This is a genomic window from Sporosarcina sp. P19 (genome assembly GCF_002743165.1).
GTDB classification, from domain to species: Bacteria; Bacillota; Bacilli; order Bacillales_A; family Planococcaceae; genus Sporosarcina; species Sporosarcina ureae.
Map to the genome: position 1 here is coordinate 1 of NZ_PDYR01000014.1, position 13078 is coordinate 13078.

General features: G+C 46.9%; 11 protein-coding genes. 10 read left to right on the top strand and 1 reads right to left on the bottom strand.

What is annotated here, in order from left to right; genetic code table 11:
• Window positions 1-788: 788 nt before the first annotated feature.
• The 4 genes from CSV74_RS13395 to CSV74_RS13410 all read left to right on the top strand — a co-directional run bounded on the left by CSV74_RS13395 (window position 789) and on the right by CSV74_RS13410 (window position 6637).
• Window positions 789-2342, top strand: coding sequence for a fatty acid--CoA ligase family protein (locus CSV74_RS13395; RefSeq protein ID WP_099692065.1), 1554 nt, complete (start codon window positions 789-791; stop codon window positions 2340-2342).
• 123 nt (window positions 2343-2465) lie between these two features.
• On the top strand, window positions 2466-4436 hold the full coding sequence (locus CSV74_RS13400; protein ID WP_099692066.1) for a S9 family peptidase: 1971 nt from the start codon (window positions 2466-2468) through the stop codon (window positions 4434-4436).
• Between the two features lie 103 nt (window positions 4437-4539).
• Complete coding sequence (aspA, locus tag CSV74_RS13405; RefSeq protein WP_099692067.1) at window positions 4540-5985, top strand: aspartate ammonia-lyase; 1446 nt, start codon at window positions 4540-4542, stop codon at window positions 5983-5985.
• Between the two features lie 361 nt (window positions 5986-6346).
• Window positions 6347-6637, top strand: coding sequence for a late competence development ComFB family protein (locus CSV74_RS13410; RefSeq protein ID WP_099692068.1), 291 nt, complete (start codon window positions 6347-6349; stop codon window positions 6635-6637).
• 648 nt (window positions 6638-7285) lie between these two features.
• Here the strand turns inward: CSV74_RS13410 and CSV74_RS13415 are convergent.
• Window positions 7286-8062, bottom strand: a complete 777-nt coding sequence (locus CSV74_RS13415) for an enoyl-CoA hydratase-related protein (RefSeq protein ID WP_099692069.1) — start codon at window positions 8060-8062, stop codon at window positions 7286-7288.
• An 820-nt stretch (window positions 8063-8882) separates the two neighbouring features.
• Between CSV74_RS13415 and CSV74_RS13420 the strand changes: the two genes are divergently transcribed.
• The 6 genes from CSV74_RS13420 to CSV74_RS13445 all read left to right on the top strand — a co-directional run bounded on the left by CSV74_RS13420 (window position 8883) and on the right by CSV74_RS13445 (window position 13067).
• The gene (locus CSV74_RS13420) at window positions 8883-9731 is read left to right on the top strand and encodes a DegV family protein (protein WP_099692070.1); all 849 of its coding nucleotides are present in this window, start codon (window positions 8883-8885) and stop codon (window positions 9729-9731) included.
• A gap of 14 nt (window positions 9732-9745) precedes the next feature.
• Window positions 9746-11116, top strand: coding sequence for an ATP-dependent helicase ComFA (locus CSV74_RS13425; protein WP_199170355.1), 1371 nt, complete (start codon window positions 9746-9748; stop codon window positions 11114-11116).
• Window positions 11113-11727, top strand: coding sequence for a ComF family protein (locus tag CSV74_RS13430; protein ID WP_099692071.1), 615 nt, complete (start codon window positions 11113-11115; stop codon window positions 11725-11727). Before CSV74_RS13425 ends, CSV74_RS13430 begins: the two co-directional genes overlap by 4 nt.
• Before the next feature lie 5 nt (window positions 11728-11732).
• On the top strand, window positions 11733-12149 hold the full coding sequence (locus tag CSV74_RS13435) for a TIGR03826 family flagellar region protein (RefSeq protein WP_099692072.1): 417 nt from the start codon (window positions 11733-11735) through the stop codon (window positions 12147-12149).
• Between the two features lie 127 nt (window positions 12150-12276).
• A complete protein-coding gene (flgM, locus tag CSV74_RS13440) occupies window positions 12277-12543 on the top strand; it encodes a flagellar biosynthesis anti-sigma factor FlgM (RefSeq protein ID WP_099692073.1) in 267 nt (88 codons plus the stop codon).
• A 17-nt stretch (window positions 12544-12560) separates the two neighbouring features.
• Window positions 12561-13067, top strand: coding sequence for a flagellar protein FlgN (locus tag CSV74_RS13445; RefSeq protein ID WP_099692074.1), 507 nt, complete (start codon window positions 12561-12563; stop codon window positions 13065-13067).
• The last annotated feature ends 11 nt before the right edge of the window (window positions 13068-13078 follow it).

Genomic DNA, 13078 nt, shown 5'->3' on the forward strand with positions numbered 1-13078 from the left:
TCTACTTACAGATAACGTAAAGTCATATATTTTTTAGGGGATGCATACTACAGATACATCCGAAAAATAATTTTTAGTCTTATTCAAAACTCGATAAACCTTGTCACTATCGTATTTCCAAGAGGGAGTCGCCCCAGCTTCCGCTTCAATCCCTACGTGGGAGGTGGAGGTACTTAAATCACTTTCTGTAGTGATGTGTTAGTTGAATTTGAATTCAAGTGTAAGTGGAAGGAGTAAGTGGGTGGGGATTGAAGCTCCAGCTGCCGGACGCTTTCCCATGGGCTCGGCTTGAGCCGCTTCCCTCACTTCGTTCAGTCCAGGGTCTCAAGCTCTCGCTGATCCATCGGGAGTCGCCGTCAGCTTCCGCTTCAATCCTACGTTTATAGTGGAGGTAGGTAGTTCGATCATTGTAGATAGTCCACGAACTGTTGTTCTCTTTACACTTTATGTAGTTCGATTTCAAATTAATTACAAGACTAACTTCAATGCACGACAGTAGGTAACTATCCATACTTTGCAGGGATTTGTGCGTAGGAGGGGCGACTCCCGCGGGAATAGCATGAGCCTTGAGATCCCGCAGGTAGCGAAGCGGACGAGGAAGCTCAAGCCATGCCCGCAGGAAAGCGTCCCCTCCGAAGCGCAAATCCCCACCCCTAAAGCTCGTCCAGCCTACCCTAATAAACTAAAATAACAAAATTCCCAGTAAACTCTTGCCAATTAATTGTTTTATCAGTATAATGAACAAATTACTGAATGGTTATTCATTCACTTGTTAGGGAGATGAAAGCATGAATTTAGTTACTAGTGTTCAGCAAACCGCACAGACCAAGCCAAGTAAAATCGCCTATCACTTCATGGGGAAAGACACGACGTACGCAGAGTTCGACATGTCCGTATCCATGTTCGCCAACGCACTACAAAACCTAGGGGTCAACAAAGGGGACAAAGTGGCATTCTTACTCGGCAACACGCCGCATTACTTAATCTCACTCTATGCTACTATGCGGATCGGGGCGACAGCTGTGCCGATCAATCCGCTTTATACACCTGACGAAATTTCATACATTCTAGAAAACAGTGACGCCAAAGCCGTTATTGCGATCGACCCATTACTGCCATTGGTAGAAGTAGCAAGCCAGTCATTCCCGACAATTGAGAACTATGTCATCTGTGAAATGAGTCCAGATGCAGGACAGAAATTAGCTGCGCTGAACGAAGCGGTGAAGGAAAAAGTGCATTCATTTAGCATGCTCATTAAGAAATCTAAACCGATGACGGAAGCGGTTGAAGTTGACGATGATGAAAGCGCTATCATTCTTTATACGTCTGGAACGACTGGACATCCTAAAGGTGCGATGTTAACACATAAGAATATTTACTCGAATGCGCGTGACGTAGGAGACTATTTAGGCTTCTCCGAGAGTGATAGAATCGTAGCCGCATTGCCTTTATTCCATGTATTCGCATTAACGGTTGTAGCGAATGCACCACTCGTGAAAGGCGCTACTATTTTACTTGAACCACGCTTTAGTCCGGGCGAGATATTCCAAATGATTCGCGAGCAGAAGGCGACAGTATTTGCGGGTGTTCCTACTATGTATAACTTCCTCTATCAATACCCGGAAGGTAAAACAGAAGACTTCGAGTCCATTAGACTGGCGATTTCAGGTGGATCTTCACTGCCTGTCTCCTTGCTTCATAACTTCGAAGAGAAATTTAATGTGCGTGTTTCGGAAGGTTACGGCTTATCTGAAGCCTCGCCGGTTACGTGTTTCAACCCGTTAGATCGCGAGCGTGTACCAGGATCGATCGGCACGAATATCATGAATGTCGAGAATAAAGTTGTCGACGAAATGGGCGAAGAGGTTCCTGATAATCACGTCGGTGAATTGATTGTACGCGGGCCGAATGTCATGAAAGGGTATTATAAAATGCCTGAAGAAACAGCAGCTGCACTTCGTGACGGTTGGCTCTATACAGGCGACTTGGCGCGACGAGATGAAAACGGTTACTTTTATATCGTAGACCGCAAGAAAGATATGATCATCGTCGGCGGATTTAACGTGTATCCTCGTGAAGTAGAGGAAGTGCTGTTTAGCCACCGCGATATTGTGGAAGCCGCAGTCGTTGGAGTACCAGACACGAACTTCGGTGAAGAAGTACAAGCCTATGTTGTGCTAAAGGAAGGTTCAGATGCTACGGAACAATCGCTGCATGAATTTTGTGCGAAGCGTCTCGCGAAGTATAAAGTACCGAAATCGATTGAGTTCCTTGATGAGTTGCCGAAAAATACGACAGGTAAGATTTTAAGACGTTCATTGAAAGATCAAGTTAAGAGTTAAAGTTCATAAGAACGAGTGATGGGGAATGATCGCCCGTCACTCGTTTTTTTACGCATGTATTGCCAAAGCAAGTGCGGTCTTGTTATGGTTTAGAGAGAAAAGTTAGAAAATAGGAGGGATTAGATGAATAAACGATGTGTAACGATGGACGATCTATTTGAAACGAAGTCGGTAACGAACCCGGTATTGGCACCTAACGATCAAGAAGCGGTGTGTACGGTGACGGAATTAAATAAAGAGGATAATACGTATCATTCAGCCATCCATCATATCGATTTACAGACGGGTGAGGTAACGCGGTGGACTTATGGCAAGCAACGAGTCGGCGCAACAAAATGGTCTCCAGACGGCAAGCAAGTAGCGTTTTTATCGAATCGTAGCGGAGCGGATCAACTATATATGATGCGAACAGCAGGCGGGGAAGCACGCGCGCTGACGGGCTGTAAAGAAGGAATTGATTCATTCGAATGGTCGCCATGCGGCAAGAAAATCTGGTTTACGGGCAAGCTTAAAACAGGCGAAACATTTTCTACTACGGTACAAAAGCAAAAAGGATTTCCGCAACCGATCCGTGTGACGAAAATGAAATACAAAGAAGACTTCATTGGTGTCTTACCGCAAGACGAATACACACAAGTCGGCTATGTCGATGTGGCCACGTGCACTGTTTGTAATTTCACAAAGGAACCATTTAATCATTCATTAGAAGCGGTTTCGCATGACGGCAAGCAATTGGTTATTGGTGTCAATCGAAACGCGCAGACGGATCATGACTTCAGTGTTCCGTTAATACTAGTGGATATTAAAACGAAAAACGAAACCGTCATTCTCGATGAACAAGGCTTTTTCGGCAATGTCGCTTTCTCTAAAGACGACCGCTATATCGCGTATACAGGGTATGACATGACGTTCCAAAACGTTACGCAGGCAGATGTCTTCGTCTATGACCAAACGAATGGCCAGACGCTGAACCTGACAGCGGGAATTGACGCACCGATCGGAGACGAAAGTATTTCTGATCACTTGCAACAAACGATTGCGCCAGGTGTAGTTTGGACAGAAGACGAGCAACTGTATTTCCAATTATCGAGTATGGGGGAAGTACGATTATATGCGGCTACACTTGACGGCGCGATTTATCCTGCAACCGGCGAAGAAGAACATGTTTATGGTTATGACGTTGCGGGAGACGCTGAATTCGCATTGCTCACCGTAAGCACGATGACGAATCCTGGAGAACTGTATCGCCAAACGATTGCGACGGGCGAACGGACAAAATTGACTTCATTCAACGAAGGCTGGTTGAAGAAAGTCGAGTTAGTTGAACCGGAAACGATTTATTATACGAATGGCAATGAAAATATCCAAGGGTGGCTCATGAAGCCAGCAAAATTTACAGAAGGTAAATCGTATCCGCTCATTGTGGAAATTCATGGCGGACCGCATGCGATGTACGGCTATACGTATTTCCATGAGATGCAAGTGCTAGCGGCGCAAGGCTATGGTGTTCTCTATCTCAATCCGCGTGGCAGTCACGGTTATAGTCAAGCATTTGTTGACGCAGTACGTGGCGATTACGGTGGCGGTGGATATGAAGACATTATGGCGGGGCTGGATGAAGTATTGAAAACCGAAAACTGGATCGATGAAACGCGCCTAGGCGTAACGGGTGGTAGCTACGGTGGCTTCATGACAAACTGGATTGTCGGGCATACGAACCGTTTCAAAGCAGCCGTTACACAACGTTCCATCAGCAACTGGGTTAGCTTTTTCGGTGTATCCAATATCGGCTACTACTTCACCGACTGGCATTTAAAAGCAGGGATGACAGATGTCGATACGCTATGGAAGCAGTCGCCGTTAAAATATGCAGAGAATGTCGAGACACCACTATTGATTCTTCATGCAGAACGAGATTTCGTTTGTCCGATCGAGCAAGCGGAACAACTCTTTATTACATTAAAAGATTTAGGCAAAGAGACAGAATTTGTGCGCTTCCCCGAATCCGATCATAATATGTCAAGAACAGGGAAACCAAACCTACGAATTGCGAGATTAGAAGAGATTACCGGGTGGTTTAAACGTTATCTATAAGGTAAGATGAATTTGTATGCCCGAACGGCTATACATGGAACATATTGTGTGTATAATGGGATACGAATTAAACTTATAAAAACTACTTGAGAAGAGGTTCTGCATGATGGAAGAACAATTACTGTACAGAATAGAGTCGGATTTTATCGGAGAGAAGAAGGTGCCACAAGACGCGTATTACGGCATACAAACATTACGCGCAGCAGAAAACTTCCCCATCACGGGCTACCGCGTCAACCGCGACTTAATTCGTGCGATTGCAATCGTCAAAAAATCTGCAGCACAAGCTAACCGCGACATTGGTCAATTGGACGCTACTCTTGCAGAAGCGATTATTAAGGCATCTGAAGAAGTCATCAATGGCGCATTGCGCGACCAGTTCCTCGTCGACCCAATCCAAGGGGGAGCAGGAACGTCAGTAAATATGAACGCAAACGAAGTCATCGCCAACCGTGCACTGGAGATTCTCGGTTACAAAAAAGGCGAATACGATATTATTAGCCCGAACACGCATGTCAACATGGCGCAGTCGACAAATGACGCGTTCCCGACTGCGATTCATATCGCAACATTAATGAAAGTAGATAAATTACTCGGTGTTATGGAATCCCTTCATAAAACCTACTTGAAAAAGTCCATCGAGTTCCAATCGGTCTTGAAAATGGGCCGTACACACTTACAAGACGCAGTTCCAATCCGTCTTGGACAAGAATTCGAAGCGTACGCAATGGTACTACGCCGCGACATCGAACGCGTTCGTGTATCACGTGTTTATTTATATGAAATCAATATGGGTGCAACAGCTGTCGGAACCGGCTTGAACGCAGACCCACTATATATTAAAAAAGTAGCGAGCTATCTGTCAGAAAACAGTGGTTTCGAATTAAAGTCTTCTACGCATTTAGTAGACGCAACACAAAATACAGACTCATACGTTCAAGTATCTGCAGCACTACGCGGCACGATGCTGAACCAGTCTAAGATCTGTAATGACTTGCGCTTGATGGCTTCTGGTCCACGTACAGGCCTATCTGAAATTGCATTACCTGCAAGACAGCCAGGATCTTCTATTATGCCAGGAAAAGTGAACCCGGTAATGGCAGAAGTCATGAACCAAGTATCGTTCCAAGTAGTCGGTAACGATATGACGATCGCATTGGCATCTGAAGCAGGACAGTTCGAATTAAACGTGATGGAGCCAGTGCTTGTATTCAACTTGCTGCAGTCATTGAAAATCATGACGAACGTCTTCGGCGCATTCCGCGATTATTGTTTAGATGGAATCACTGCAAACGTCGAGCACTTGAATGAGTATGTGGAGAAGAGTATTGGGATCATCACGGCAATCAATCCGCACGTCGGGTATGAAGTGGCGTCTGAGATCGCGAAAGAGGCGTTGTTAACGAACAAGTCTATTCGTGAGATTTGTATCGAGAAAGATATTTTGTCGAAAGAAGAGTTGGATACGATTTTGCATCCGTTCGAGATGACGAAGCCTGGTATTTCGGGTAAAGAGTTGTTGAAGAAGAAGATTATTCTTTCTAAGTAAGGTTTTACTTTGCAGAGGCTTGACTGGGGCTAGTGGTTTGGGGAATGGAGCTGCAGACGGGACGCTTTCCGGGGGAGCAATCTTGAGCCAAGCGAACAGCGAAGGGTTCGCTTTGCCTTAATTTCTGTGTACTTTGCAGAAATTAAGGCATCTGTCCAGGGTCTCAAGATCACTCTAATCCCCAGGAGTCGCCCGTCTTCCGCCCCATTCCCTAGGTGCATAGTGGAGGAGACTATAAGAATACACTGGCATACTAGGTGAAAGTTGTACTGAAGTCATAGAGCACATATTGAACGATAACTTTCCAAGCAATTCATATCTCCAATATCTACCTACTCTGTGTTAGAAGGAGTATCTGACTATGAAAGTGCATAATATTATGGAAGTTGTGGTACGCGACGTGATTTCCAAATATCAAAACGAGTTGCATTTGCCGTGTACGTGTGAGCATTGTCTTAATGATGTACTGGCGATGACGTTGAACAATGTCAAACCTCAATATGTCGTTGATGAAGCAAAGAGTGCGTATATCCGCGCTGTCCATGAAGCGGATCGTCAAGGGGCTACTGCCGTTTTGACGAAAGTTGCGTGGGCTGCTGGAGTTGTTGGGCAAAACCCGCGATGCGACAATATGAAAAATCCTTCCGAGTGATTCGGAAGGATTTTTTCTTTGGAAAACTCACGCTATTGGAGGATTTCATTGCTTATAGGGAGGGCAATGGTTGGCCCGCGCTCATAGTTGGCCGAGATCCGCTCTATCCAGCTTGGTTAGCGCTCTATCTAGCGTGGTATCCGCTCATACTTTATCGTAAGCGCTCTATCCAACCATTTAACCGCTCAATAAGGACGTTCATCCGCTCTATCGACCATGCTGTGAAGCTCAGCAAGAATTCATTGCTTATAGAAAGGGCAATGGCTGGCCCGCGCTCATAGTTGGCCTAGATCCGCTCTATCTAGCTAGGCAAGCGCTCTATCAATCGTGTTAACCGCTCATACTTTACCGTGAGCGCTCTATCCAACCGTTTAACCGCTCAATGAAGACGATTATCCGCTCTATCGACCACGCCGTGAAGCTTAGGACGAATTCAGTGCTTATAGAGAGGGTGGTTGTCGGGCCGCGCTCATAGTTGGGCAAGATCCGCTCTATCTAGCGTGTTATCCGCTCATACTTTACCGTGAGCGCTCTATCCATCCATTTAACCGCTCAATAAAGACGTCCAACCGCTCTACCCAGCCGATCGAACGCCCAATTCACTACGCTATGAACCTCAATCCATCGCAATTTACCCCCAAAAAACACTTACTTCCCCTTAAAAATAGGCTTCCGCTTCTCCGAAAAGGCAATCAATGCCTCCACACGATCTTCCGTGGGCAGCGTCATTTCATATGCCTTACGCTCGATCGCAAGCCCTGTCTGCAAATCCGCCATCATCCCTTGCTTGATCGCAAACTTTGCCTGCTGAATCGCAATCGGCCCGTTAGCGAGCAATGAATCGACAAACGCATTCACCACTTCATCCAATGAATCGACAGGCGCTTTCTGCGTTACCATGCCAATTTGTAACGCTTCTTCAGCGGACACGCGTCGAGCTGTCAATATCAATTCCATCGCTTTTGATTCACCAATTAACCGAGGCAACCGCTGCGTCCCGCCAGCCCCCGGAATAATCGCCAGCCCCGTCTCTGTCAGTCCCATTACTGCACTGTCCGCCGCAATCCGGAAATCACAAGCTAGCGCAAGCTCAATACCGCCACCAAACGCAAAGCCATTTATGACCGCAATCGTAGGTTGTGGCAACTGATCAATCATCGTAAAGACGTCGCCAATCTTATTCAAATTCCTTCGCACCATCGATTCAGTCAACGTCTTACGCTCTTTCAAATCAGCCCCTACACTAAAAGCTCTATCGCCACTGCCTGTAAATACGACAGCCCGCACATCGGGGTCGATTCGAATACCTTCGACTACTTGCCCAAGCTCTAGTAGCAGTTGAAAGTTAAACGCATTCATCGATTCCGGTCGGTTTAACGTCACATACGCTACCGCGTCTCGCTGTTCATAGATAATTTCCTGCATAATCAAACGCCTCCTTGAAGTGTTCAGTCTAGTTACAAGATAGCATGAAAGAGTTACTTCGTCAGTTTTAGAGAGTTGAAGGGCATCGTTACGCTGCGTTCCAGGCGGACGCGTTCGGGAGGGCCCGCGGTAAGCCAACTGTTCACTGCGTTCTCTTAGTTGTCTTACCTGTCGGGCTGATCCTCCCCGAGTCGCCGCCTTCCACTCCGCTTCACTAGTGTGAATTCTATAATTAAAGAGTAGCTTCACGTGGGATAGTGCAAGGGGATGGGGGTTCCAGATGGTACGCTTTCTGGAGGACCCGCGGTGAGCCCGCTAGTCGCTGCGCGCCTTCAGCGGTCTCACCTGTCGGGTTGATCCTCCCAGAGTCGACCATCTTCCACCCCCATCCCTTACTGGTTGCCGATTTTTAAATTATTGGTGAGTTTCATTGTGACGATAGTGAGTATGAACATTGCCGTTCATACTTAATCTCTTGATATATGCACTTGAACTCAAACTAGAAGACAAGCCTGATTTCAATGAACGACAATAGTTGCCACCCCACTGAATGTAGGATTGGAGCGGAGGGCGGCGACTCCCGATGGATCAGCGAGAGCTTGAGACCCTGGACAGGTGCCTTAATTTCTGCAAAGTACGCAGAAATACGGCAAAGCGAACCCTTCGCTGTTCGCTTGGCTCAAGCCGAGCTCATGGGAAAGCGTCCGCCCAGAGCGCAAATCCCCCACGTACAGCATTTCAGCCTAACCACTCCAATTCCCCCTTCACAGATGCCAACTCCGCCAATTTCAGGTAGAATAAGTAACAGGAGTTGATCATATTGAAAACAGCGATTGTGACAGACACGACGGCGTATTTGCCGGATGACATAAAAGCAGAACTCGGGATCCATACCATCCCGTTACTCGTAACAATAGACGGCAAAGAATTCAAAGAAGACGCCGACATCACAACCGAAGCATTCTACGACATGGTACGCGGCAAAGGCCCACTACCGAAAACATCACAACCCGCAATCGGCGACTTCGAGGCGCTATTTAGCGAACTCGCAAAAGACTACGACGCGGTCATTACAATTCATCTATCGAGCGGCATCAGCGGAACGTATATGGGCGCAATTCAAGCTGCCGAGCTCGTGCCAGAACTAGAAGTGCTACCGTTTGATTCTGAAATTTCGGCCTATCCCCAAGGCTTTTACGCGATCCGTGCCGCGCAACTTGCGAATGAAGGCGTAGATCCACGTGCGATCATTGAGGAATTGAAAGAAATGCAGAAAGACGTTAAAGCGTATTTCATGGTGGACGACTTATCGCATCTGCAACGTGGCGGTCGTTTATCCGGAGCACAGGCGCTAGTTGGCGGACTGCTGCAAGTGAAGCCCGTCTTGCATTTCGAAGACAAAGTCATCGTACCGTTCGAAAAAATCCGTACAGCGAGAAAAGCGATGAAGCGTATTTCAGATTTATTGTCGGAAGATGCGAAGAATCAATTGCTCGACGCAGCAGTGATCCATGCTAATCGCTATGACGACGCAGTAGAATGGAAGAAACATTTAGAAGAAAAACATCCGAACGTCGATTTCACGATCAGCCATTTTGGCCCGGTCATCGGCACGCATCTTGGCGAAGGGGCCATGGGACTCGGTTGGGTGAAACGACGCGGAACCTGAACAGGGGGAACTGCATGTCCGAACGAGACCAACTCAAGCAATTTTTAGCAGGGCGCATTTGGTTGCGTCATCTTTTGCCATTCCCGGAAGAAGCCGTTGACGAAGCGATTCGTCAAGGTGAGATCCATATAGAGCAAGGCGTTACGACAAAAAAGACGTGGCACGGAACGCATTATGCTTGTCAGCGTTGCCATAATGAAAATCCAACACGCTTCACTGTATTTACGTGTGCGCAATGTGAAGCACCGTGCGCTTATTGTAGAAACTGTCTCAACATGGGGCGCGTTTCATGCTGTTCAGAATTACTCACATGGACAGGCACTCCACCCGCATTCCCAGCTGACCACTGTATGAACTGGCAAGGGAATTTGACGCCTTCTCAGCAGAAAGCAACGCGTGAATTGCTCGACAGTACGAAACAAGGGGTATCTCATTTACTCTATGCGGTGTGCGGATCGGGCAAGACCGAAATGTTGTTTCAGCCGATTCATTATGTATTGAATGAAGGCAAGCGGGTGTGTCTCGCAGCGCCTCGAGTGGATGTTGTTTTGGAACTATTGCCGCGGTTAACGACTGCCTTTCCTGATACTAAAATAGAAGCATTATATGGTGGAGCAGAGGTAGAACATTTCGATGCACAATTAATTCTTGCGACGACCCATCAGCTTTATCGCTTTCACGAGGCGTTCGACGTGATTTTCGTTGATGAAGCCGATGCGTTTCCGTATACAGCGGATGAAACGTTACAGCGAGCCGTCAGGAAAGCAGCGAAACCTAACGCACCGATCCATTTCGTCACGGCGACGCCTTCTAGTCAGTTGCTTGCGATGAATAAAAAGCAAGGCAACATATCTATTCTTGCGAGACGTTATCACGGTCAGCCACTACCTATACCGCGGAGCGTTGCGCTGTGGAATTACGAGAAGCAGCTGAAAAAGAAACGGATTCCAGAGAAATTGTTGCGTTGGACAACCGAACGTCTCGACAAACAGCAGCCGTTTCTCATTTTCTTTCATCAGATTGAACTGATGGAATTGGCAGAACCGTTATTTCAGAAACTCGATGAGCGAATTTGTGCAGTCCATGCGGAACATGATGATCGCAAAGAACGGGTGCAGTTACTAAGGCGAAAAGAAATTCCCGGCTTGCTGACGACAACGATTCTTGAGCGGGGGATTACGATACCGAACGTGCAAGTGGCGGTTGTGGGAGCGGAGCAAGCCATTTTCAATAAAGGCGCCTTAATTCAAATTGGTGGACGAGTGGGGCGCTCTGTACCGAACACGTCAGGAGACTTCGTACTGTTTCATCAAGGGATCACACATGCGATGGACGAGGCGAAACGAGAAATCCGCAAGCTGAACCACACCGAGGTGCAGCATTGACGTGCTTGCTATGCGATAAAACCCTACACGACCAGCCCACTTGGCAACACTTCCTCGGCATTCAAAAAGACGCTTTCGCCTGTTCAATTTGTTTTGAGAAGTTCGAACGTATCGACCGTGTCATAGAAGGCGATGTACTCGATTCTGTTGATTCGCTTTATGCATATAATGAAGCAGCGAGAGAGTACTTGCATCAGTTCAAGTTCATGCAAGACGTTGCGCTCGCACAAATCTTCGCGCCTTCATTACGTAGCGTACTGAATGATTCTAAAAAGATTGTCGTACCGATTCCGATGCATCCAATCAATAAAAGGAAACGAACCTTTTCTCAAGTGGATGCGTTGTTAGAAGCAGCGAAGATTCCGTATCAGTCGCTACTTGAAAAAACGACGGAATCGGTCATGGGAGAAAAATCTCGTAGCGAACGTCTCGCGATGACTGAACTATTCCGCGTAACAGCCGATATACAACGTAATGAAGCAGTGTATGTGCTCGTTGACGATATTTATACGACTGGCACGACATTGCGTCACGCAGCAGAGGCGTTGAAACAGCGCGGCGTACAACGGGTGGAAGCTGTGACGTTGTTCAGACCTATTAGGGAGAAGTGATCAAAATGGCGGAAGTAAGAAATTGTCCGACATGTGGCGGTATGTTTAATTACACGGGCCTTCGGGATGTGTGTGGAACGTGTGCGCAAGCGGAAGAGCAAATGTATGAAACGGTCTATCGATTTTTACGCAAACGGGAAAACCGTGCGGCGAATATCGACCGAATCGTGGAAGTGACAGGTGTGACAAAGGAATTACTGTATCGCTGGGTGCGTAAAGGAAGACTGCAACCGGCATTGTTCCCGAACCTTGGCTATCCATGTGATAAATGTGGCGCATTAACATCAACAGGTAAGCTCTGTGCCAAATGTACGGAGGAGATTCAATCCGATTTACGGACATTTGATGCTGCGCAAGAGCTCCGTGAGGCCGTAAAGGCACATGATCGAGGCACATACTACACTCAAAAAGACGGTAAATGAGTAAATACGAAACGAGCAGTTCGTACTGCTCGTTTTTTCGTACAAAAGCCTCTAAAAACTTCTTGAAATCTGCCGAAGTAAAGAGTAGGACCCAAATCTGCCAGAAGAATTGAAAGGAGCGAGACGTATGAAAATAGATGGATTTAAACCACAAGCCGTCAACCCGTACCGCAATCAGCAAATGAAAGTAGATCAAACCAAGCAAGCAGCGCAAGTGAAAACGGATAAGCTCGAAATTTCTTCAGAAGCGAAAAAATTATCCGCCACTTCACCGATTGAATCCGCAAGACAACAGCGTGTACAGGAACTGAAAGCGCAAGTGCAATCTGGAGAATATCAAGTAGATGCGAGCAAACTCGCTTCCAGTATGCTGTCGTATTTCAATAAGCAATAAGGAAAGTAGGGTTACACATGTCCATTGAACCAATTTTGACAACGCTCAATCACCTAGAAAAACTGCATACGAGCTTGCTCCGTCTGTCGAACGACAAGACCGCACTGCTAAAAAGCGGTGACGTCGACGGGATTGACCAGCTGTTGAAGGAGGAGCAAGCTCACCTAGCAGCTATTGTACAAATGGACCAGAAGCGCCTGCAGGAAGTGAAGCAGTATATAACCGCACAAGGACGTGCAATGCCTGCTGAACCGACGATGACGCAATTGATCGAAGTAGCGAACGAACCGGACAAAGAACAGTTAGCAGAGGCGAGGGACCGTCTCCTGCATGCGATTCATGAGTTGAAACAGCAGAATGAACTCAATCAGCAACTGACTTATCAATCTCTTCAATTTGTGAATCTATCGCTGGACATGGTCCGTCCGCGTCCGGAAACCGTCAACTATTCGAAAAACGAAGTACAAGGGCAGTCACAAAGCAGAGCCAAAACGAAGCTCTCCTCATTCGACTCCCAAGCATAAGGAGGACACAA